This is a genomic window from Virgibacillus dakarensis, assembly GCF_900155625.1.
GTDB lineage: Bacteria > Bacillota > Bacilli > Bacillales > Amphibacillaceae > Lentibacillus_C > Lentibacillus_C populi.
Genome location: NZ_LT732553.1, coordinates 948,898 through 971,645 on the forward strand (window position 1 = coordinate 948,898; position 22,748 = coordinate 971,645).

The 22,748-nt window shown below is 40.7% G+C and carries 19 protein-coding genes; 17 read left to right on the plus strand and 2 right to left on the minus strand.

Annotation, left to right across the window (positions count from 1 at the left end; translation table 11 throughout):
• Window positions 1–27: 27 nt before the first annotated feature.
• A complete protein-coding gene (locus CZ382_RS04745; protein WP_088050068.1) occupies window positions 28–1,242 on the minus strand; it encodes a nucleotidyltransferase in 1,215 nt (404 codons plus the stop codon).
• A gap of 167 nt (window positions 1,243–1,409) precedes the next feature.
• Between CZ382_RS04745 and CZ382_RS04750 the strand changes: the two genes are divergently transcribed.
• The 4 genes from CZ382_RS04750 to CZ382_RS04770 all read left to right on the plus strand — a co-directional run bounded on the left by CZ382_RS04750 (window position 1,410) and on the right by CZ382_RS04770 (window position 5,341).
• Window positions 1,410–2,849, plus strand: a complete 1,440-nt coding sequence (locus CZ382_RS04750; RefSeq protein ID WP_088049299.1) for a DDE-type integrase/transposase/recombinase — start codon at window positions 1,410–1,412, stop codon at window positions 2,847–2,849.
• Window positions 2,850–3,598: 749 nt separating this feature from the next.
• Window positions 3,599–4,129, plus strand: a complete 531-nt coding sequence (locus tag CZ382_RS04760; RefSeq protein ID WP_088050070.1) for a YceD family protein — start codon at window positions 3,599–3,601, stop codon at window positions 4,127–4,129.
• A gap of 46 nt (window positions 4,130–4,175) precedes the next feature.
• Window positions 4,176–4,349: a 50S ribosomal protein L32 gene (gene rpmF, locus CZ382_RS04765; protein WP_088050071.1), complete on the plus strand. Its 174-nt coding sequence runs from the start codon at window positions 4,176–4,178 to the stop codon at window positions 4,347–4,349.
• A gap of 506 nt (window positions 4,350–4,855) precedes the next feature.
• On the plus strand, window positions 4,856–5,341 hold the full coding sequence (locus CZ382_RS04770; protein ID WP_088050072.1) for an RsfA family transcriptional regulator: 486 nt from the start codon (window positions 4,856–4,858) through the stop codon (window positions 5,339–5,341).
• Between the two features lie 69 nt (window positions 5,342–5,410).
• Here CZ382_RS04770 and CZ382_RS04775 read toward each other — a convergent pair whose 3' ends face one another.
• Window positions 5,411–5,884, minus strand: coding sequence for an N-acetyltransferase (locus CZ382_RS04775; RefSeq protein WP_088050073.1), 474 nt, complete (start codon window positions 5,882–5,884; stop codon window positions 5,411–5,413).
• Between the two features lie 317 nt (window positions 5,885–6,201).
• Between CZ382_RS04775 and CZ382_RS04780 the strand changes: the two genes are divergently transcribed.
• From CZ382_RS04780 to spoVE, 13 genes are all read left to right on the plus strand, one after another.
• Window positions 6,202–7,074, plus strand: a complete 873-nt coding sequence (locus CZ382_RS04780) for a 2-dehydropantoate 2-reductase (protein ID WP_088050074.1) — start codon at window positions 6,202–6,204, stop codon at window positions 7,072–7,074.
• A gap of 2 nt (window positions 7,075–7,076) precedes the next feature.
• Entirely contained in the window at window positions 7,077–7,460 is a 384-nt protein-coding gene (locus tag CZ382_RS04785) for a DUF3397 domain-containing protein (protein ID WP_088050075.1), read from the plus strand.
• A 311-nt stretch (window positions 7,461–7,771) separates the two neighbouring features.
• On the plus strand, window positions 7,772–9,397 hold the full coding sequence (gene bshC / locus CZ382_RS04790) for a bacillithiol biosynthesis cysteine-adding enzyme BshC (RefSeq protein WP_088050076.1): 1,626 nt from the start codon (window positions 7,772–7,774) through the stop codon (window positions 9,395–9,397).
• A gap of 376 nt (window positions 9,398–9,773) precedes the next feature.
• Entirely contained in the window at window positions 9,774–10,205 is a 432-nt protein-coding gene (mraZ, locus tag CZ382_RS04795) for a division/cell wall cluster transcriptional repressor MraZ (protein ID WP_088050077.1), read from the plus strand.
• A gap of 71 nt (window positions 10,206–10,276) precedes the next feature.
• Window positions 10,277–11,257, plus strand: a complete 981-nt coding sequence (gene rsmH / locus CZ382_RS04800; protein WP_088050078.1) for a 16S rRNA (cytosine(1402)-N(4))-methyltransferase RsmH — start codon at window positions 10,277–10,279, stop codon at window positions 11,255–11,257.
• A complete protein-coding gene (ftsL, locus tag CZ382_RS04805; RefSeq protein ID WP_088050079.1) occupies window positions 11,254–11,622 on the plus strand; it encodes a cell division protein FtsL in 369 nt (122 codons plus the stop codon). Before rsmH ends, ftsL begins: the two co-directional genes overlap by 4 nt.
• Window positions 11,623–11,637: 15 nt before the next feature.
• Window positions 11,638–13,830, plus strand: coding sequence for a penicillin-binding protein (locus tag CZ382_RS04810; protein ID WP_088050080.1), 2,193 nt, complete (start codon window positions 11,638–11,640; stop codon window positions 13,828–13,830).
• 207 nt (window positions 13,831–14,037) lie between these two features.
• Entirely contained in the window at window positions 14,038–15,981 is a 1,944-nt protein-coding gene (locus tag CZ382_RS04815; protein ID WP_088050081.1) for a stage V sporulation protein D, read from the plus strand.
• 197 nt (window positions 15,982–16,178) lie between these two features.
• Complete coding sequence (locus tag CZ382_RS04820) at window positions 16,179–17,648, plus strand: UDP-N-acetylmuramoyl-L-alanyl-D-glutamate--2,6-diaminopimelate ligase (protein WP_088050082.1); 1,470 nt, start codon at window positions 16,179–16,181, stop codon at window positions 17,646–17,648.
• A gap of 5 nt (window positions 17,649–17,653) precedes the next feature.
• Entirely contained in the window at window positions 17,654–19,018 is a 1,365-nt protein-coding gene (locus tag CZ382_RS04825; protein WP_088050083.1) for a UDP-N-acetylmuramoyl-tripeptide--D-alanyl-D-alanine ligase, read from the plus strand.
• 38 nt (window positions 19,019–19,056) lie between these two features.
• Window positions 19,057–20,043: a phospho-N-acetylmuramoyl-pentapeptide-transferase gene (mraY, locus tag CZ382_RS04830; protein WP_088050084.1), complete on the plus strand. Its 987-nt coding sequence runs from the start codon at window positions 19,057–19,059 to the stop codon at window positions 20,041–20,043.
• Entirely contained in the window at window positions 20,040–21,386 is a 1,347-nt protein-coding gene (gene murD / locus CZ382_RS04835) for a UDP-N-acetylmuramoyl-L-alanine--D-glutamate ligase (RefSeq protein ID WP_088050085.1), read from the plus strand. The genes mraY and murD overlap by 4 nt, the downstream gene beginning before the upstream one ends.
• Before the next feature lie 125 nt (window positions 21,387–21,511).
• Window positions 21,512–22,624, plus strand: coding sequence for a stage V sporulation protein E (gene spoVE / locus CZ382_RS04840; RefSeq protein WP_250889776.1), 1,113 nt, complete (start codon window positions 21,512–21,514; stop codon window positions 22,622–22,624).
• Window positions 22,625–22,748 lie beyond the last annotated feature (124 nt).

Below are 22,748 nucleotides of genomic sequence, written 5' to 3' on the forward strand. Positions count from 1 at the left end.
ATTTTTGATGGTACAGCACTTTTGATATCACGGATCCATAATAGGCGGTTGCAATTCCTGGCTGCGTAATTTCATTTGCAGGGCGGGTGGGAGAATACTATAGTAAGCGGCACTTGCTTTTTCCTCCAAATGAAGCAGCGGATGCATATTCCGGCTTAATTTTGTAATCACTGGAATCTCAATCTGTTTTTTTATACTGTTCAGGTATTGTCGCCCTGTTTTAGTTAAGCCCAGTAACCGTACATATGGCATGGAAGCCATTTCTAAAACGAAGGTCATATCCCGCTTTTTTGTGTTCGTTAAAATATGAACGAACATTCTCTGCAGTCTCGTCCAGGTATAACGTTTCGTTTTTAACTGCTCCATCCAATTTTCAAATGAGGTAGCATGTTTTGCCGTTTTTTTGAGCCGATATTCCAATCCTTCATCAACCCCTTGGATAGCAGAGAGTTCTTGCTCCGTCATCGTCATAACGCGGTAATGCAACAAAGGAAAATAATCTTCCCACTGATGCCAGCTAGTTGCAATATGGCGATAACGGTTCAGTTGTTCTTTCGTTGCTTCTGGAATGGCAGCAGCTATTTCGGGGGTAATCTTGTTATCTGCAAAAAGCTGCTCGCGAATACTCGTTGCACTGGCGATCGAGCTTGTAATCGTTTTGTCGTGATACCCGCTCTTACTGCGTTTAATGGTTAAGGGTTCAATTGGCAAATTATTTTCCAAAATAGCCTTCACATAGCTGAATCCCAGTATATTGTTAGGCTTGGTCAAATCCATTCCAGCTGTTGTCAGGCCGATTTTTTGATAAGCAGCCTTACTCGCTTCCGGAAAAGATAGCCCCTGTTGCAATTGGGTTGTCAGCGTTTCCCTGAATAGTTCAGCCTGTTCGTTAAACAAGTGGTAACCTGAAATGAAATCAGTAATGTCTCCTGACTCACTGCCGAAACAAATCGAATCAACCCCTAATGCCTGAAGTGTCAGGACGGAACCCCTCGCAAACAGGTCACTGCTCTGAACCGCAAAAGCGTAGGGAAGCTCGACAACAATATCTATTCCACTGGTGACAGCCGCTTTTGTCCGATAAAACTTGTCAATAATGGCAGGCTCTCCGCGCTGCAGGAAAGAGCCACTCATGACGGTAATCATGCAATCAGCATTGGAAACGTTTTTCGCATTCTTAAGATGATATACATGACCATTATGAAATGGATTATATTCGACAATTAAACCACATGCCTTCATTTGTACACCCCCTATGTATGTTACGTATTGTCAAATGTTTCTTAGTAAAAACTATTGTCTTTCCCGATTTCATGCGTTTTTATACAAAAAAACTTGCCACCCCCTTAAATTTAGGGTATTAATGAGGTAACCACACACCCATAAACACCCAAAAAGGAAGTGACAAGTTGTTACCTCAATTTATAGCCTATTTGCTTCAATATATCAAGTACCAAGAAAAGATTATTTTTGGGCTCTTAGGAATTATTTTAGGTAAATCGGTCGCTAAAGCTCAATTTGATGAGCCTGTTAATAAGCCTTACAGAAAATTGGAAGTCGATGAAATGCCTGTCATCGAAACCCTGGAAAAACTCGATTTTCAAGAACTTATCCTGAAATACCAAGCTAAACATGGTAAAGTATTAAAACCTGTCGCTCGCCGTAAAAATAGTGTGGTTAAGGTGCCAGCGACGTTAACATGCCCAAAGTGTTCGGCCCCTGCTTCGTATTTATATGCCAACAACGGTGACAAAGGGCAATACCAATGTAAAGTGTGTGGTTGTCTGTTTAATAAACAGAATCGCTTTTTGAAAGAGGCTATTATCAAATGCCCTCACTGCTTGAAAACACTAGAAAGAATCAAAGAACGTAAGGATTTCTACGTTTTCAAGTGTAAAAACAATAATTGTTCCTTTTACCAAAAGAAGCTGAACCAGATGACCGAAGAAGAAAAAGAACGTTTTAAACAAGATCCACAGGCGTTTAAGGTTCGGTATATCTTTCGTGAATTTTACTTTGATTTCAAACCTTTATCCAAGGAATCACCAGTGAATCCTAAAGTGGATCTTTCACGGATCTATGCTTCACCACATACATTAGGACTTATTTTAACGTATCATGTGAACTATGGTCTCTCTGCCCGAAAAACAGCTGCACTGATGTACGATGTTCATCAAATTAAAATCTCGCACCAGACGATATTGAATTACATGAACAGTGTCGCACTCATCACAAAGCCATATGTTGATCACTATCCGTATGAACTATCTAACAGCTTCTGTGGTGATGAAACCTATATCCGCGTGAAAGGACGTTGGCATTATTTATTCTTTTTCTTTGATGCGGTGAAGAAAATTATCCTGTCTTATCCGGTTTCACCAAATCGTGATACACAATCCGCAATCAAGGCATTGGATGAAGTCCTGCAAAAGTTCAAGACAATTCCTGATGACTTAATGTTTGTCGTTGACGGCAACCCAATCTATATTCTAGCCCAGCATTACTTTGCACAACATGGCATTCACTTCGATATACATAAGGTAATTGGGCTTACCAACGACGACCCTGTTTCCAAGGAATACCGTCCCTTGAAACAAATCATTGAACGGTTGAATCGCTCGTTTAAAGGCAACTACAGGGCTACAACTGGGTTTGGTTCCCAGGAAGGATCTGTTTCCTACGTGACGTTGTTTGTGGCGTATTTTAACTTCTTACGCCCGCACGCATCACTTGAATACAGTGTTCCTGTCATCATCCCGGAACTTGAAAAAATGCCAAATATGCCGGAAAGATGGACAAAGCTAATCTCCATGGCTCAGGACTTCTTGATAGAGCAGCAATCGGCCTAGCTTTTGTTTAGCTGAGCCCGACGAACTAGCCATCGGCGTAGCGAACTCTTGACAAACCGAACTGGACAATGGTTTAAAATGGTAAAAGTCAAGGGCTTATTTGTCATGCCTTCTTTTGTTCCCTTCGCCCTTGACACCTCACATGTAAACCATTGTCGTGTTTGTCAAGAGCGATGGCGGTAGTTTTTCTCCTCTCAAAAATTTGGAAGTTTTATTTTGAGGTTGTTTTCATAGAACTTTTTACACTACCGTATGTTACCATTTTGAACATCTTCTTTTAGTTTAGCAAAAAATCCTTTGATTAGCACTTGTCCAAGGATGGATGTAAAATGATAAGGGAATGCTATATGTAAAATGGTTTTCATTTTGAGGATATGAATAAGTTGTAACTGAACTGAACATTCATATAGTGTGGCGTCTAGCTCCAGCGCCCAGCGGCTAGTGGACAACACCCGCCTCCGTATGATAAGTCAACATCGGTTCGGGGCGGAAGGAAGGCCGACTAAAAACGGCCATTGCGGCCAACTCACGTCTACCCCTTTTTTAGTGGCATGTTTCCTTTATCTCCGGCGGTTGTTTGTTCGGTTAAAACCGCTGCTCCCGGCAGCACACCGAACCACCCGCGTTGCCCGGGCGCAGTCCATACGCCGCTAACCGGCCGCTTCCGCTTTTGGATTTGTAAAGAAAATATGTTGACAAAAGTCCATTTTCCTTTTAAAATTACTTTTGTTGCTTTCGAGGTGATGAAGATGAAATTCTCAGTTAGTCAGATTAAGCGAAGTACCTATAATGAGCCTTTTAAGTTTGATGAAGTTGTGGATGTTTCTGAATTGGAAGCAATGAACAATGACATTCGGAAAATTGAACCGGTACATGTTTTTGGGGAATGCACATTACAAGGTGAACAGCTTATTTTTACGTTCACGATCAAAGGCACAATGATTTTGCCTTGTGCCCGGACACTCGTTGATGTGCCTTATCCGTTTGAAATAAAGGCGGATGAAGTGTTTACACTATCCGACTATTATGGTGAAGACGAAGAGGAAAATGAAATTCATCCGATTGATGGAGAAATGCTTGACTTAACTCCATATATAAAGGAAAATATTTTATTAGAGGTTCCATTTCGAGTATTTTCCAATGATGCAAATGCAATTGAAAGTGCCCCGATGAAAGGCGTTGGATGGGATTTCATTTCTAAAGAAAACACTGAAAAACCGGTCGATCCGCGCTTGAAAAAATTGGAGTCTTTATTGGACGATAATAAGAAAGAAAAATAAGAATACCCCATTCCATTTTTACTTTCGTTTGAAGGAGGTGTAAGTCATGGCAGTACCTAAAAGAAGAACTTCTAAAAAAGTAAAAAATCAGCGTCGTACTCATAAAAAATTACACGTACCTGGCATGGTAGAATGTTCAAATTGTGGTGAACTAACAAAACCACACCATGTTTGCAAATCATGTGGGCATTATGACGGAAAAGAAGTTGTAAATAACTAACAAAAGCGTTGCTGTGTCGAAGCTAGACGCGCTATATTTCGGGTAGTAAACAGATCACTATTTACAGTGATCTGTTTTTTACTAGTAAAGAAAGGATAAAAAATATAACGTTAACACGCATTAACGGGCCGTAATCCCCCCACCTTTAAGCGTGAGTAAACCAAAAACGTGAAGGTGGGGAGGAAGGTGGGGCTAAAACCGTCACATCCGCATGCATTCGCCAGCACTAGCACGTCCTGTGCGTCGGAACCCCCGCTGAATAAAGTCACTTTTTCAATACATTAACAGAATTGGCCATGCCCCGCTTCAGTTTCTCGAGCTTCAATGGATAAAAAGATCCGGAATTGGGCCAGGCTTTGGAAATGGAAGAAGATAAAGCGGCTGTCAAAAATTATTCACTTGCAAATAGCCATAAATAACATGATAACTTTTAAAAATAGTAAAACAGTTATTCTATCACTCCTACTTCTTGCATACATTTTATAGCAATAGTAAGGAGGGATGTTATGGAGGCAACACGCCAAGATGCATGGACAAAAGATGAAGATGTTATTTTAGCCGAAACAGTAATTCGCTATATTAGGGAGGGTCAAACACAACTAGAGGCGTTTAAGGATGTAGCGGCGCAACTATCACGGACTTCTGCTGCCTGTGGTTTTCGCTGGAATGCAACGATCCGCAAGAATTACCAGGATGCTATTCAGCGGGCGAAGGAAGAACGCAAACAGGCTGGAAGGAAAAAGGCTTGGACCTATGTACAACAACGAGAAAATGCTGAAAAGAATACAATAGACACGGCAATATCGTTATTGGAAAAAATGAAATTGAACTATTCCGTGGAAAACCAATTAACGCAAAAAGAACAGGAAAAAATCATTACCCATCTTGAAAAGGAAAATGAAACACTAAAGTCCCAGTTAAAGCGCTATGAGGATGCTTGGGAGGAAATGGGCAAATTATGGAAGTGGGTAAATACGAAAAAAGAGGGGTAAGGAAGGGGACAGTCTCCAGCACACTGCTTGGTAAAAACTAGTGTAAATGGGGACTGATCTCCCCCTGTATTATTCTTTCTCTTTTACCCCTTCAGGCATCCAAATTAAGGGATTTTCGCCAAAGTCACGTTCCATTTCATATTTTGCTTTCTGGAAACCCATCTTTTCCCAGAAACCTTGTGAATTAATTAATGGGTTCGTTTTGATTGGCAGGTTGCAGTTTTTGGCGAATTCCACCAATGCTTTTCCAAACCCTCTTCCCCGATAATTCGGCAGCACTTCAAGTTTCCATAAAATTAAATAATCCTGTGAAGGCTGGAAATATTGGTCATATTTTTTGTCCACTTTGTACAGGCTCATGCGGGCAGCTAATGCATTGCCATAGTACACACCGTAAAATGGTGATTCACTATCATTTTCTACAATGTTATTGCGTAAATCCTCCAGCATGGACAATTCCTGATTGCCATATGCTGTAAATCGTTCAAACTCTTCCAATGTTTTATAATTGATTAACAGTCTTTCTACCTTTGCTTCGGACATATCCTTCTCCCCCTTGTTGTCAAAAAACTAATTTTTCGTATATATTCTCTTATTATAATATAAATAGACCGCGAATGAAATAAACACCTTGAAATAAGTGTTCAAAAGTTATCAAATTGACTTCTGAAGGTCGAGGCGGCACAGTTTAGAGCAAACAGGAAACTTCCTGGAATTCATATTACACGGGAAAAGTGCTAATATTCGCCAAGAGACAAAGAAACAAACATATTGGAGCAATTTCTTAAATTTCACCATTTTTCACACAAAGTCACGGGTATTTGCTACAATGAGTTAGAGACAAGAAGGGACTGGAAACAATGAAGATTGGCGTTATTGGCGGCGGATCCATTGGTTTATTAATTAGTGCATATCTTTCCGATGGGCATGAGGTCACGATCTACGTACGGAGACAAGAGCAGAAACAAGTAATCAACGAATACGGTATCAGGTTAGCGCACCAGCGAGAACCTTTGTCAGTGAGCGCATTATTAACGGAAGAATTAGCGAAGGAGGATTGTTTGTTTATTTGTGTTAAACAATTTCAGGTTGCAAACATAACTCCTCTATTTAATAAACATCAATCACCTATTATCTTCCTGCAAAACGGGATGGGGCATGTCGACTTGTTGCGTGACATACAGGCGCAGGTTTTCCTCGGAATTGTTGAACATGGGGCACGAAAAATAAATGATCATACAGTTGCACATACGGGAAAAGGGGGCATTAGGATTGCCTCCTATAATGGTGATAGAAGTCTGTTAGAAATGATGGTATCGAAATGGGACCGACCGGATTTTCCGATAGAGCTGGAAGATGACTGGCTTTCTATGCTCGGGAAAAAGCTGGTCGTAAATGCTGTAATCAATCCGTTGACAGCTTTATTCGGGGTGCCAAACGGAGATATCATTACGAACCCTTACATTAGTACGATAGCCCTGGAACTGTGCCGGGAAGCAGCAGATGTGCTGGGACTGGATTTTTCAGAACAATGGAACCATGTCAAGGAGATAGCCAGTAACACTAAGGAAAATATGTCATCGATGTGGAAGGATATCGAAGAAGGAAGGCAGACGGAGAATGAGGCTATTTCCGGTTATTTACTGCATCATGCAAATCACGATATTCCATTTACACAATTTGCTTATAACAGTATAAAAGCACTGAGATTGAAAAAGGAGCTCATGGATTAGGTATGTTGGATATTATCATTTATTCTATTGCATTTATCATTACTGCCCCAATTCTAACTACATGGGTTGTTTATCAGTTTTCGGTAAAAATCTATCGTCAGAAGTGGAGGGCGTTTCATACAGCCGTAAATTGGACGACGATATGGTACATACTGGCTGTCATGACATTAATGTCGGTTATATTTAACAACAGTTTCTACGGCTGGATTATCGTACTCCTGTTGTGTATCTTGTCAATCATCATTGTCATTCAGTGGAAAACCAGGACAGAAGTTGATTTCAAACGGGCATTTAAGGGGTTTTGGCGCTTTACCTTTTTACTTTTTACTTTTTTATACATATGTCTGATTTTGATTGGGCTGATTCAGCAGCTGTTCTATTTATAGAGAGGATGTTCAAAAGCCAGCAAATGATAAGCGGCGAACGCTAGCGTTGGCGGAAGGGGATCTTCTGCTAAAACCAGTCCTGTGGGCACAGTACGTCTTGTGCAAGTCCGCTGCCCGAAACTACGCCGCCTCGACCCTTCAAGACTCAGGTTCAGCGACTTTTCGAACACATACTTATAACAAATTCATCCCTCCGACATCCAACTTCCAACCTCTGACCTCTGCTTAAACAGATTGCATGAAATTATTTGCTGTTTTATGTACAATACGTATTGGGCAGTACTCATTATTTTTAAAGGAGCATGCAATCTATGCGGATCGACCCTATCTCATTAGAAAATCAATCTGAATTAATGAAGGATTATCGAAATAATAAAACAAAGATTTTGGATTACTTTGACTATCATCCTTTCCAGGAAGCAACATACCAAAACAGGATTCGGGATTTACAGGGACGTTCTTTTAATAGAAAACAATTAGCAGAGACGTTGATGATGATCAATCGTGAGTGGGATGCTCCTGAAGCTACATATAAAAATATTAACAGATTAACGGATGAAAACAGTGTGGTTGTTATTGGCGGACAACAGGCAGGTCTTTTAACAGGTCCCATGTATACGATAAATAAAATCATATCGATTATTCAGCTGGCACGCCAGCAAGAAGAAAAGTTATCGATTCCGGTAATACCGGTTTTTTGGATTGCCGGTGAAGATCATGATTTTGCTGAAATCAATCATATTTTTCTTCCCGAAATTCCCCGGATGAAGAAATATCAATTGTTACAGCGCATGGTTAGCAAAATGTCTGTATCTGCCATTGAGAAAGATGAAGTCTATGCAAACCAATGGATTGATCATATATTTGAACAACTTCAGGAAACACAACATACGAAACAGTTATATGATACGATAAAAGGATGCTTGGATAAATCGCCCACATACGTCGACTTTTTTGCTCGGATTATTTTTCAATTATTTGCTAGTGAAGGTGTTGTATTAGTTGATTCGGCACATGCCAAGTTAAGGGAACTGGAGAGCGAGTACTTTATAAACCTCATCGAAAAGCAACCAGAAATTAGTGAAGGTGTCTATGAGTATGAGCAGCGGTTGAAGCAATCCGGCTATCCAATCTCATTGGGCACTGAGCCGGGAGATGCCCATCTGTTTTATCATTACAAAGAGGAGCGGATCCTATTAACACGGAACGATACCGGGGAGTGGGCAGGAAAGCAAAATAATGTGGTGTTAACAACCGAACAGCTGGTTGAAATTGCCAAAACACAACCGGAACTGCTAAGCAATAATGTCGTAACAAGACCATTAATGCAGGAATTGCTTTTTCCGAGCTTGGCATTTATCGGCGGCCCTGGAGAAATAAGTTATTGGTCAGCATTGAAGCCGGCATTTCGCGCATTGGAAATAAAAATGCCTCCTGTCATGCCGCGTCTTTCCTTCACATTCGTCGAGCGGAATGTGGAAAAGTTATTAAATAGATATGCTATTCCAAGCGGTCATGCAGTTAACAATGGGGTTATTCAGGAACGCGGGAATTGGCTAGCTGGGCAGAGTAACCCGCCGGTAAAAATAATGGCGCAACAAATCAGGCAATCTATTGAAGCTGTACATAAACCGCTTCGGGATGTTGCAAGAAATATTCGCGCTGATTTAGGCGGTCTGGCAGATAAAAATTTATCTTATCTGTTTCGTGATATTGACTATTTGGAAGATAGAATGACAAAAGCACTTGAGGAAAAATATGCAAAGGAATTATCTGAATTTGATTGTATTCACACTGCATTACACCCGAATAATGGATTGCAGGAGCGTGTCTGGAATCCATTGCCATGGATCAATCAATATGGAAGTCAGTTTATTAAGGAATTAACGGAAGCTTCCTGTTCGTTTGCAAATGAGCATTATCTTGTATATATATAAGTTTGGTGATGAGAAGTAGAATTGAAATTGCCGGGATTTGCAGGGAATAGGTGGAGAGGCAGAATAGAAAGGATCGGTTAATTAATTCATCATCCCGTTAAAAGCCCCCCACTTTCCGCCACCAAACATGAAAAAGCTGTCTTTAGTAGCTTATAACGCAAGACTGTTTGTGAAAATAAACGTGGTAAATCAGGTTTTTAACCCCACGCAGTACAAATGGTTGATGAAGCGTTAAGTTGACTAATGACAGCTTTTTTTATGCTTCTTACTAAGACAATAGACCTATTTTTACACACGATATATTTTTTTGGAAAAATGGAGTGGTGGATTGTGGGGGAATGTGGTAAGATAAATACAAGAAGGTGGGGAGAACCATATGTTCATGGGTGAATTTCAGCATAACATTGATGCGAAGGGAAGAATTATTGTCCCTGCTAAGTTTCGCGAAGAGCTTGGTGAAAGCTTTGTTGTGACTCGCGGACTTGATAAATGTCTGTTTGCTTACCCAATGAATGAATGGAAATTACTTGAAGAGAAGCTGAAAAAACTCCCGCTTACCAAAAAAGATGCTAGAGCATTCACCCGTTTCTTCTTTTCAGGTGCGGTAGAATGCGAAATTGATAAACAGGGCAGAATAAATATCCCACAACCACTTAGAAACTACGCTGTATTAGAAAAGGAATGCGTAGTAATCGGTGTATCCAACAGAATTGAATTTTGGGCAAGTGAAAATTGGGATGATTATTTCAATGACTCTGAAGAATCATTTGCCGAGATTGCCGAAAATTTAATGGACTTTGATATTTAAAGAGGTAGAAAAGATCATGCGATTTCTTTCGACCAAACCTCTTAATTTTGCCCGAAACAGGTGAGACAAGCATGTTTGATCATTACAGTGTTTTAAAAGAAGAAGCAGTGAAAGGGTTAGCGATAAAGCCGGATGGTACATATGTTGATTGTACAGTTGGTGGTGGAGGGCATTCAGAGCGGATTGCTTCCAGATTAACTGAAAACGGGTTGCTTGTAGCATTCGACCAGGATCTGGATGCGCTCGCAGCGGCAAAACAGAGGCTTTCTCCTTACCAGGGTAGAATAAGATTTGTGCACAGCAATTTTCGGAGCCTGAAACAAAAATTGCATGAGTTAGCAATACCTCATGTTGATGGTATTTTGTTCGATCTTGGGGTTTCATCCCCGCAACTGGATCGGGGGGATCGGGGATTTAGCTATCAGCACGATGCCAAGCTTGATATGCGAATGAATCAGGAACAGGAATTAACAGCATTTACAGTTGTGAATACGTGGCCATATGAGAAATTAGTGAAGATATTTTTTACATATGGAGAAGAAAAATTTGCTAAACAAATAGCGAGAAAAATAGAGGCATACCGAAAGCTGGAGCAAATCGACACGACTCATCAATTGGTTGAGATTATCAAAGATGCGATTCCGGCTGCTGCCCGCAGGAAAGGCGGCCACCCTGCAAAACGGATTTTTCAAGCATTAAGGATTGCTGTGAATGACGAATTGGCGGCATTTAATGACGCACTGCACCAGGCGGCAAGAGTAGTCGCTGTTAATGGACGGATTGCGGTAATTACCTTTCACTCCCTTGAAGACAGACTATGTAAACAAGCATTTAAAAAATGGAGTACAACAAAAGAGGTACCAAGAAATTTACCGGTCATTCCAAAAGATCATGAAGCACCATTTAAATTAATTACACGAAAACCGATAAATCCAAGTGATCAGGAGCTGGTAAGCAATCGCCGTTCACGATCAGCCAAACTGCGTATTGCAGAAAAAATATATCCATGGAATGAAGCATTTACTTATGAGGAAGGGTGGAAGAAATCATGAGTGCAAATCACGCTCACAAATGGGAACAGTCATACCAAACGAATAAACCAAAAGAAAAACAAGTCAGGGTCGTACGTAAGACAAGCTGGATTACCAAAGGGGAAAAAATCTTATATTCCATCATTGGTGTTTGTTTAATTGCAGCAGGTATTTATATGGTTTCTTTTTCGTCCTCAACAGATAGCCTGAACAGAGATTTGCAGTCACTGGAGCGTACTGTAAAACAACAAGAGGTAGTGAATGAAGGGTATCGGTATGAAAAGAAAGAGTTATCCAGACCGGAACGCATTACCTCAATTGCTAAGAAACATGGGCTGAAAATTCAAGATGCAGAGGTAAAGCAGGCTAGTGCACTAAACAACTAACAAGGTGGATATGGTATGAAAAAGAATAAGACAACACACTTCATGTCCGGGATCCTCATTCTTGTATTTGTGGCGATTTTCCTGATTTTAACTGGCCGATTTTTATATATTCAGGCAACAGGTGAAATTAATGGTGTCTCCCTGAATGATTGGGCAGAAAAGAAAAGAACGGCATCTTATCCCCTTCATGCAGACAGAGGAAAAATACTGGACAGTAATGGAATGACACTAGCATATGACCGGCCGACATTCCGTATTTATGCAATAGTTGATAAAACATATACGAAAGATTCCAAGGAGCCCATGCATGTAGATGATCCGGAGAAAACTGCGGAAAAATTGGCTCCTTTATTAGATACGGATAAAGATTTCATTCTGCAAAAGTTAAGGGATGGAATAAAAAACGGTAAGTTTCAAGTTGAATTCGGGACAAACGGCAGGGAGTTATCACAACAAACAAAGGAAAAAATCGAGAAGCTGGATTTACCCGGAATCAAATTTGATAAAGAAGCGATCCGTTACTATCCAAATGGTATGTTTGCTTCGCAAATCATTGGGTTTGCCCGCAAAGATGATGGAAAAATAAGTGGAGTAACCGGCATTGAGAATCAAATGAACAAAGTCTTAAGTGGGAAGGCGGGTCATATTTCTTATCAGCGTGACAAATATAGCAAAAAACTATTGGACCCGAAAGAAGTCATTGAAGAACCGCAAAATGGCAACAATGTTTATTTGACCATTGATCAAAAGATACAAACGTTACTAGAGGATGTTATGTCACAAGTGGATAAGAAATATAATCCAGAACGGATCACTGCCATTGTAATGAACCCGAAAACAGGTGAAATTATTGCCATGAGCAATCGGCCAAGCTATAACCCCAATAGCCCGAAAGATGTGGAAAATTGGTATAATGATGCTATTTCAACGCCGTTTGAACCAGGCTCAACAATGAAGATGTTTACGTGGGCAGCGGCAATTGAGGAGGGTGTTTATAATGGGGACGAATGGTTTGAATCCGGCAGTTATCGGATTAGTGACCGGAATAAGCCGATCCGCGACTGGAAACAAACGTGGGGTTCAATTACATTTGATGAAGGATTTCAGCGTTCATCAAACGTTGCGGCCATGAAACTGGTTTGGGAAAAAATTGGACCAGAAAAATTCCTGGACTATCTCAAAGCATTTGATTTTGATCAAAAAACAGGCATTGATTTACCTGAAGAGGTAACTGGAGAAATTTTGTATAATTGGCCAATAGAAAAAGTGACGACCTCATTTGGTCAGGGAACCACTTTGACACCTATTCAACAAATGAAAGCAGCCACGGCAATCGCAAATGACGGAAAAATGGTTAAACCATACATTATTTCCAAAATAACCAACTCGGAAACAGGGAAAGTTATAAAGGAAAAATCACCAGAGGTTGTCGGACAGCCAATTTCCAAAGAAACTTCTGAGCATGTTATGGATCTGCTTGAAACGGTTGTGAAAGGTGAACATGGGACTGGAAAATATTATGATTTGGAAGATTACTCCGTTGCTGGCAAAACAGGTACTGCACAAATACCGAATTCCAAAAATGGCGGATATTTAACCGGAGCGGAAAACTATATTTTTTCATTTTTGGGTATGGCACCAAAAGATGATCCGGAATTAATGATGTATGTCTCTGTCAAACAACCGGATTTAGACGATGAAAGCCATGAATCTGGCTCTGTGCCAGTGTCATTTATTTTTAACAATGTCATGAAAAACAGTTTACGCTATTTAAATATTGAGCCTGATAAGGACGCAAACAAACCGGTTGATACCATTAAGGTTCCAGATTTAATCGATGAAAATACGGAATCGGTCAAACAAAAGTTAACTGATTCTGGATTACATGTAACGACGATCGGATCTGGTAACAAAGTGGTAGATGCAAGTGTAGCAGCAGGTGATAAGCTATTACCGAACAATCGCATTCTATTGGTGACCAACAAACCTGTAATGCCAAATATTAAAGGCTGGTCAATGCGTGATGTTTTACAGCTGGCTGATTTACTGCATTTAAAAATTGAAACGATGGGTAATGGTTATGTCGTCAGTCAAAGTATTAAGGAAGGTGCAAAGGTAAAAGAGAATGACTATCTAGGTGTTGAACTGGAAGTACCAGTAAATAAAAAGGAAAAAGATAAAAAAGCGGAAAATGACAGCGAGACTTAAGTGTCTCATTGAGCAGTTTGTGACCAAGGCTGGGCTTGCCCTGCCTTGGACTTGTAACAAACGCCATTAACAGAAAGCGTGTTCTTGTATGTCATGTCCAGCTCCATTACGCAGAGACTTCCGCTTTTATGCTTATAAACAGTGTTCTATTCATATTTCTTCATTCATATAGTGGATACAAGCCTGCCTATGAAAAGGGGATGGAAGATGAAACGTGTATCTGCTGTAACGGTAAGAAAACGAATAGTCACTGTTTTTCTTTGTGGATTATTAGTACTAGCTGTCATTGTTTTTCGACTAGGATATGTGCAATTTATTATCGGCGACAAGTTGATGGCGAAGGCGAATAATTCGTGGACAAGGAACATTGCATTTCAACCGGAGCGAGGCAATATTTTAGATGTTAATGGGGAGATTTTGGCTGAGAATGTCTCTGCTCCCTCTGTCATCATTGTTCCCCGACAAGTAAAAGAGCCGCAAAAAACTGCGGAGAAATTGGCATCTGTTTTGGACATATCCGTCGATAAGGCTTACGACTATGTCACGCAAGTAAGATCACAGGTAAATATCAATCCCGAGGGAAGAAAGATTACAAAGGAACAGGAAAAAGCATTACGAACGCTTGATTTGGAAGGCGTTTATCTGGCAAAGGATTCCAAACGCAATTATCCGTTTGGAGATGATTTGTCACATGTGCTTGGTTTTGCCGGAATCGATAACCAAGGATTAATGGGATTGGAGCTCTATTATGATGATAAGCTCAGTGGTGAGGAAGGGAGCCTATCCTTTTATTCGGATGCCAAAGGAAAGAAACTAACAGAGATGGCAGACGTATACAAACCCCCTGTCGATGGACTGGATTTGAAAACGACTATCAATTCCAAAGTGCAAACGATTATGGAGCGTGAACTGGATTTGGCAGTAGAAAAATACAATCCGGATGGGGCACTGGCGATAGCTGTTAATCCCAAAACAGGCGGTGTACTTGGGATGACATCCAGACCGAACTTTAATCCGGAAAATTATCAGGAAGTTGATTCGGAAATATTTGATCGGAATTTACCGATTTGGAAAACTTACGAACCTGGATCAACCTTTAAAATTATTACATTGGCAGCCGCTCTTGAGGAAGGACAAGTAGACCTGATGAACGACACATTCGATGATGATGGCTCCATTTCTGTCGATGGAACAGAGCTGCATTGCTGGAAAAGCGGCGGCCATGGTCACCAAACCTATTTAGAAGTTGTGCAAAATTCTTGTAACCCTGGTTTTGTTAGCTTGGGGATGGATTTAGGAAAGGAAAAATTGTTCTCGTATATTAGAAATTTCGGATTTGGGAAGAAAACGGGGATTGATTTACAAGGAGAAGGAACCGGGATTCTGTTTAAACAGGAAAACATCGGACCTGTTGAGCTTGCTACAACATCATTTGGACAAGGGGTGTCTGTTACCCCGATTCAGCAGGTAATGGCGGTAGCCGCTGCAGTAAATGGCGGATATTTATATGAACCACATATTGCTAAAGAGTGGATTGATCCGCAAACAAAAGAGACAGTTGAGACAGTTGAGACTGTGACAAAAGATAGAGTTATTTCCGGAGAGACTTCTAAAGAGGTGCGACGTGCGTTAGAAAGTGTTGTTGCTAATGGTTCAGGCAGGCCAGCATATGTAGATGGGTACCGAGTTGGGGGAAAGACCGGGACTGCCCAGAAAGTAGGACCTGATGGCGGATATATGCAAAATAACTATATCGTTTCTTTTATTGGGTTTGCTCCTGCTGACGATCCGGAAATTGTAGTCTATGTCGCAATTGATAATCCGAAAGGCACCGTCCAATTTGGGGGCGTGGTAGCTGCGCCGATTGTCGGAACAATTATCGGAGATAGTTTAAGGACACTTGGTGTGGAACCTAGAGAAGGCGGTCTGGATAAAGAATACCTTTGGCCGGAGCAGCCAAAAATCGAGGTACCTGATCTAGTCGGGTTAAAGAAAAAAGAATTAACCGAATACATGACAAACCTGTCGATTGAAACAAGTGGATCAGGTGATTATATTATCGATCAAGCACCGGATCCCGGGACAAAAGTTGAACAAGGCTCAAAAATCAGAATATATTTTTCTGATAAAAAAGATCGTGAATCCGAATAAATTTTGCTATAATGATAACAAAAGCCCACTAGCTCCTGGGCGCTGGAGCTAGACGAACAAAAGCTAAAGCGCCCGGGCAGGAGCGATGTCCGTTTGACCAGTTGATTAATAAAAGAGGGTGGCTCCACCCTCTTAAAAATGCACATAGAGCAGAATACATATGTAGGTTATATTTCAATCAGTTAGGATGTTTTATGATGAAATTAAAAGAAATTCTTTCCGTCTTACCTTTTTATCATGCAGTTGATTCAATCGAAACCATCGATATCAATACAATCAAAATGGATTCTCGTGAAGTGGAAGCTGGGGATCTCTTTGTCTGTATAAAGGGTTACACGGTTGATGGGCATGACTTTGTTAAACAAGCCGCAAGCAATGGTGCAGCAGCCATCTTAGCGGAAAAAGAGCTGGAAACGGCAGTGCCAACTGTTACCGTTGCAAATACTTCCAGAGCACTGGCAATGCTTGCTGCGAAATTCTATGATTATCCAACAACAAAGTTTCCGCTTGTTGGGATCACCGGAACGAATGGCAAAACAACTGTAACCTATTTGCTCGAATCGATATTTAACCAGATTAACCGGAAAACCGGTGTGATTGGTACTATTCAAATGAAAATTGGTGAAGTAGTTTATCCGGTAAAAAATACGACGCCAGACGCATTATTTTTACAAAAAAAGTTCAATCAAATGGCTGAGCAAAATGTGGAAGCGGCAATTATGGAGGTATCCTCTCACGCATTGGACCAAGGGCGCGTATATGGTTGTGATTTTGATGTTGCGGTGTTCACCAATTTATCGCAGGATCATTTGGATTATCATAAAGATATGGATGATTATTTACGGGCGAAAAGTCTTTTGTTTGCCCAATTAGGAAATACCTATAATGAAGGACGTAAAAAATTCGCTGTTATTAATGAAGATGATCAAGCAAGCGAACTGCTAAAACGCAGTACTGCTCAGCACGTTATGACGTACGGATGCAAAAACAGAGCGCAAGTAATGGCAGCTAATATTCAGCTGGAGGCAACTGGTACTAAATTCACGTTAAAAACGCCAACTGGTGAGGCTGAAATAAATAGTAAACTTATTGGAATGTTCAATGTTTATAATATGCTGGCGGCAAGTGCTGCTGCAATAGCTGTTCATATCCCGTTAGTAAGCATCAAATCTGCTTTTGAAAATATAACTGGTGTTAGCGGGCGTTTTGAACCGGTAATTGCTGGCCAGTCATTTGCGACACTTGTCGACTATGCGCATACACCGGATTCCCTCGAGAATGTATTACAAACAATTAAAGGCTTTGCAAAAGGAAAGATTTATGTTGTTGTCGGTTGTGGCGGGGATCGTGATAAAACCAAACGTCCATTGATGGCAGCCATTGCCTTGAAATATGCTGATCGGGCAATTTTTACATCTGACAATCCAAGAACAGAGGACCCTGAAGCCATTCTGCACGATATGACAGAAGGTGTGGAAGCAGATCATTATGATGTTATCGTGAACCGAAAAGATGCAATCACATACGCTATTAAGCATGCAAAAGATAATGATATAATATTGATTGCCGGAAAAGGGCATGAAACATACCAGCAAATTGGGGAAGTGAAATACGATTTCGATGACCGGCAAGTAGCGAAAGAAGCAATTCAAGCTAAGGAGAATTAATTGATATGTTATTTACGACAAAGTGGCTTACTACTTTCTTAACTGATTATCAAGGAGCAGCACAAGATGCAATTGCAGTCGATGCTGTGACAACGGATAGCAGGCAGGAAGTAAAAAAAGCGTTATTTATTCCACTTGAAGGGGAAAAATTTGACGGGCATGATTATGTTAAACAAGCCTTTGATAATGGTGCTGTAGCGGTTATATGGAATAAACAGCGTCCATTGCCGCGGTTTTTACCAACGGACTTTCCAGTATTTTTTGTTGAAGATACCTTAACCGCATTGCAGACACTTGCGGAAAACTACCGGGACAAAATTGACCCGACAGTAATTGCGATTACGGGCTCAAATGGCAAGACAACGACAAAGGATATCGTTGCAGCGGTGATGAAATCAAGCTATCGGACACATTATACAAACGGCAATTTTAATAATCATATTGGTGTGCCATTAACGATTCTTTCCATGCCAATTGAAACGGAAGTACTTGTACTTGAAATGGGTATGAATCATTTTGGTGAAATAGAACAACTTTCCATACTTTCCAAACCGGATTTTGCCATCATTACGAATATTGGGGAATCTCATATCGAATACCTCGGTTCACGGGAGGGGATAGCAAAGGCAAAGCTTGAAATTACCCAAGGCTTGAAACAAAACGGTCTCCTCTTAATTGACGGGGATGAACCATTAATAGAGTCGATGCATAAACGCGATAATGTTATTACATGCGGGTTTGAAAACAGTAATGATGTCATCATTGAGTCTGTTCGTACAAATCATAATGAAACAGTTTTTAACCTGTCTGACGGACATGTATATCACATTCCCCTGCTCGGTAAGCACCATGCCAAAAATGCAGCATACGCTGTTGCTCTTGGCTCGCGTTTAGGAATTGATAAGGACGTAATCAAGCAGGCATTACAGACATTAACGTTAACTTCCATGCGATTCGAGATAATGACAGGTACGAATGACGTATCTGTGATAAATGATGCGTATAATGCATCCCCAACATCCATGAAAGCGGCGATTGAAGTTGTTAAGCAAATGACCGGATTTACAGATAAAGTGCTTGTGCTTGGAGATATGTTTGAACTGGGCGATTACGCAAACGAGCTACACCGGTCTGTTGCAGCGGTGATCGATGATTCGATAACAGTTTTATTTACACTGGGCGAACATGCTGAGGAAATAACGAAAGCAGTGGAACAGCATCACCCTAATATTACCTGCAACCATTTTACATCACAAGAGGCGCTGACAGACGCCCTTGGTCCATATTTGAAAAAGGATGCACTCTTGTTGTTTAAAGCATCACGAGGAATGCAGTTTGAGTCATTTGTCAACGCAATTATACATCCATAAACCAATGGACGGTTCGTACGAGGAGGCTGGAAGCACCAGTGAATATTTTAGTATTAATTGTAACCATTTTAATAGCATTTCTAATTACCGTCCTTTTATCACCTTTATTTATTCCATTTTTACGCAGATTAAAGTTTGGACAAAGCATTCGTGAAGAAGGACCGAAATCCCATTTAAAGAAAACCGGCACACCAACAATGGGCGGTATTATGATTGTTATCAGTGCTATCGTAACATCATTGATTATTGTTAAAAAGATCAGTCCTGAAGGTATTGGCTATGAGCTCTGGTTATTAATTTTTGTAATTGCCGGATATGGTCTGTTAGGGTTTTTGGATGATTTTATTAAAGTTGTAATGAAGCGTAATTTAGGCTTGACGTCTAAACAGAAAATGCTTGGCCAGATCATTATTGCTCTAATTTTTTATTTTATATTGGATGCGCATGATTTTCCGACATATATTCAGATTCCCGGAACTTCCGTGCAATGGGAGCTTGGCTGGGGATATGCACTCTTAATTATCTTTATGCTCGTGGGTTCATCGAATGCCGTGAATTTAACCGATGGGCTTGATGGTTTATTGGCGGGAACGGCTGCAATTGCCTTTGGTGCGTTTGGTATATTGGCATGGTATGGTTTCTCTCATTATGAAGTAATCATCTTCGCTTTAGCGGTTGTTGGTGCATTACTCGGTTTTCTTGTTTTTAATGCACACCCGGCTAAAGTGTTTATGGGGGACACGGGATCATTAGCGTTGGGTGGAGCCATTGCAGCCATTGCCATTTTAACAAAACTGGAAATTATTTTAGTCGTTATCGGCGGTGTCTTTGTTATTGAAACATTGTCCGTCATCATTCAGGTTATTTCGTTTAAAACAACAGGGAAAAGGGTATTTAAAATGAGCCCATTACACCACCACTATGAACTATTAGGATGGTCAGAGTGGCGGGTTGTCACAACATTCTGGTTAGTGGGACTTGTTTTTAGTGTACTTGGCATATATATTGAGGTGGGCTTGACTTGAATAAATTAACAGATTTTCCATATTCGCATGTCCTTGTTTTAGGATTGGCGAAAAGCGGTACCGCAGCAGCTAAATTATTACTGGACAGTCATATCCATGTGCGTGTAAACGACGTGAAAGTATCGGCGGACGAGAAACTTGTGAAAGAATTAACTCAGGTGGGTGCAGAGGTTGTTACAGGCTCCCACCCTCTTTCTGTTTTGGAAGGAATTGAAATAATTGTGAAAAATCCGGGAATTCCGTATGATAATCCAATTGTTCAGGAAGCACAAAACAGAAGGATTCCAGTTATTACCGAGATTGAGCTTGCCGGAAAAATGGTGGAAGGCTCGATCATCGGCATAACAGGATCAAATGGTAAAACAACTACGACAATGCTTACGGCACAAATGCTTGCAGCAAGCAAACAAGCCGTTCAGCTTGCCGGGAATATCGGAACTGTCGCGACTGATGTTGCACGCACTCTTAAAGCAGAGGAAAAAATGGTTCTGGAGCTATCCTCCTTTCAATTAATGGGTATCCAAACATTCAAACCCAAAATTGCCGTGCTGCTGAATATCTTTGAGGCACACTTAGATTATCATGGCACGTTTGAAAATTACAAAGAGGCAAAATGCAATATTTTTAAAAATCAAAGCAGCGATGATTATCTTGTCTATAATGCGGAACATGAAATCGTTGCAGAGGCTGTACGGGATGCAAAATCAACAAAGGTTCCATTTTCGGTGAAAAGAAAATTGGAAAACGGTGCCTGGGCGGATACGAGTTGTATCTATTTTAAAAATGAAAAAATAATCGATAAACGTGAAATCACCCTTGTCGGGGAGCATAATCTGGAAAATATATTAGCTGCGGTCAGTGCTGCGAAGCTAAGTGGTGCCACAAACGATGGGATCCGGGAAGTATTGACGACCTTCAGCAGTGTAAAGCATCGATTGCAATACGTTGATACAATTAATAAGCGGGTTTTCTATAACGATTCAAAGGCAACGAATATTTTAGCAACCCAGAAAGCTTTGTTATCCTTTAACAAACCAACTATTTTACTGGCCGGTGGCTTGGATCGGGGAAATGGATTTCACGACTTGCTTCCTTACCTTATTAATGTCAAGACAATGGTGCTGTTTGGCCAGACCAAAGAAAAATTAAAAAATCTCGCTGATGAAGCTGGAATACACTCCATACTTGTAAAGGATGTAACAGAAGCAGTTCAAAGAGCGTATGAAGTATCCAATACGGATGATGTTATATTACTTTCCCCAGCATGTGCCAGCTGGGATCAATATCGAACTTTTGAAGAAAGAGGTGACATGTTTGTGCAAGCTGTGCATACATTAATGTAGGGGCTTGTCTTGTACGGATGTCAGATGCAGGAGTTCGGAAGGTCGGAATCGCCTTTGATTTCACTATGATTATCAACCTGAGATAATGCCCCAATTTCTATGAAGATGGATTAGGGGTGTTGCTTTTGTTTCGGAAAATATTTAAACAGCAAAATGCACCAGATTATACGTTGCTCGGTATCATATTTGCATTACTGCTTGTAGGTGCAGTGATGGTTTATAGTTCGTCATATGTTTGGGCAGATTACAAATATGGAGATAGTTTCTTTTATTTAAAGCGGCAATTGTTATTTACAGGGGTTGGAATTGCTGCCATGTTTTTTATCATGGCTATTCCTTACGGTACATGGCAAAAGTATGCGAAGCCGATTTTACTTAGTTGTTTTGGCCTCTTATTACTCGTGTTAATTCCGGGAATTGGATTGGAACGGGGCGGTGCACAAAGCTGGATAGGTATTGGCGCATTTAGTATCCAGCCATCAGAGTTTATGAAGCTTGGATTAATCATCTACCTGTCCGTCTATTTGGCGTCTCATCAGAAATATATTACGTCATTTAAGAAAGGTTTTTTCCCATCATTGCTTTTAGTATTTACAGCTTTCGGGTTAATCATGCTGCAGCCCGATCTGGGAACCGGAATTGTACTTGTCCTGTCTTGTATGGTGTTACTTTTTATAGCTGGTGCTAAAATTTCCCATTTTTTCGGACTAGCATCCATCGGTATTGTTGGTTTTTTATTGCTAATTATTTCTGCACCTTACCGTATTAACCGGATAACAGCCTTTTTAAACCCATGGGAGGATCCTCAACATACTGGATTCCAGATTATCCAGTCACTCTATGCACTTGGACCAGGGGGGCTGATGGGGGTTGGACTAGGGGATAGTATACAAAAATATTTCTATTTGCCCGAACCGCAAAATGATTTTATTTTTGCGATCCTTGGTGAAGAGCTTGGATTTATCGGCGGAACAATTGTCATTGGGTTGTTCGGGTTATTATTTTGGCGCGGAACAAAAATAGCTTTGGCGGCACCGGATCCATTTGGACGTTTTCTGGCGCTTGGTATTGTCTCGATGTTAACGATCCAGGTGATGATTAATATTAGTGTTGTTATTGGATTAATTCCGGTAACAGGTATTACACTGCCATTTTTAAGCTATGGTGGTTCTTCCTTAACCCTTACGCTCTGTTCAGTAGGGATACTGTTAAATGTCAGTAGATACTCCACTTTATAACTGAGATCAACCGGAGGGCTGTAGGTATCAACCTTTGAGCAAGGACATCAACCGAAGAACGGAAGACATCAACCCCAGAGCGAAGACATCAACCGGAAAGCAAGTACATTGACTCGAGAAATGA

Excerpts from the sequence above, each read along its gene's own strand:
- rsmH (WP_088050078.1), top strand. The coding sequence starts at position 10,277 with ATGTTTGATCATTACAGTGTTTTAAAAGAAGAAGCAGTGAAAGGGTTA.
- CZ382_RS04770 (WP_088050072.1), top strand. The coding sequence starts at position 4,856 with ATGGAGGCAACACGCCAAGATGCATGGACAAAAGATGAAGATGTTATT.
- mraZ (WP_088050077.1), top strand. The coding sequence starts at position 9,774 with ATGTTCATGGGTGAATTTCAGCATAACATTGATGCGAAGGGAAGAATT.
- bshC (WP_088050076.1), top strand. The coding sequence starts at position 7,772 with ATGCGGATCGACCCTATCTCATTAGAAAATCAATCTGAATTAATGAAG.
- CZ382_RS04785 (WP_088050075.1), top strand. The coding sequence starts at position 7,077 with ATGTTGGATATTATCATTTATTCTATTGCATTTATCATTACTGCCCCA.
- CZ382_RS04760 (WP_088050070.1), top strand. The coding sequence starts at position 3,599 with ATGAAATTCTCAGTTAGTCAGATTAAGCGAAGTACCTATAATGAGCCT.
- CZ382_RS04815 (WP_088050081.1), top strand. The coding sequence starts at position 14,038 with ATGAAACGTGTATCTGCTGTAACGGTAAGAAAACGAATAGTCACTGTT.
- CZ382_RS04780 (WP_088050074.1), top strand. The coding sequence starts at position 6,202 with ATGAAGATTGGCGTTATTGGCGGCGGATCCATTGGTTTATTAATTAGT.
- CZ382_RS04810 (WP_088050080.1), top strand. The coding sequence starts at position 11,638 with ATGAAAAAGAATAAGACAACACACTTCATGTCCGGGATCCTCATTCTT.
- rpmF (WP_088050071.1), top strand. The coding sequence starts at position 4,176 with ATGGCAGTACCTAAAAGAAGAACTTCTAAAAAAGTAAAAAATCAGCGT.
- CZ382_RS04745 (WP_088050068.1), bottom strand. The coding sequence starts at position 1,242 with ATGAAGGCATGTGGTTTAATTGTCGAATATAATCCATTTCATAATGGT.
- CZ382_RS04820 (WP_088050082.1), top strand. The coding sequence starts at position 16,179 with ATGAAATTAAAAGAAATTCTTTCCGTCTTACCTTTTTATCATGCAGTT.
- ftsL (WP_088050079.1), top strand. The coding sequence starts at position 11,254 with ATGAGTGCAAATCACGCTCACAAATGGGAACAGTCATACCAAACGAAT.
- CZ382_RS04775 (WP_088050073.1), bottom strand. The coding sequence starts at position 5,884 with ATGTCCGAAGCAAAGGTAGAAAGACTGTTAATCAATTATAAAACATTG.
- CZ382_RS04825 (WP_088050083.1), top strand. The coding sequence starts at position 17,654 with ATGTTATTTACGACAAAGTGGCTTACTACTTTCTTAACTGATTATCAA.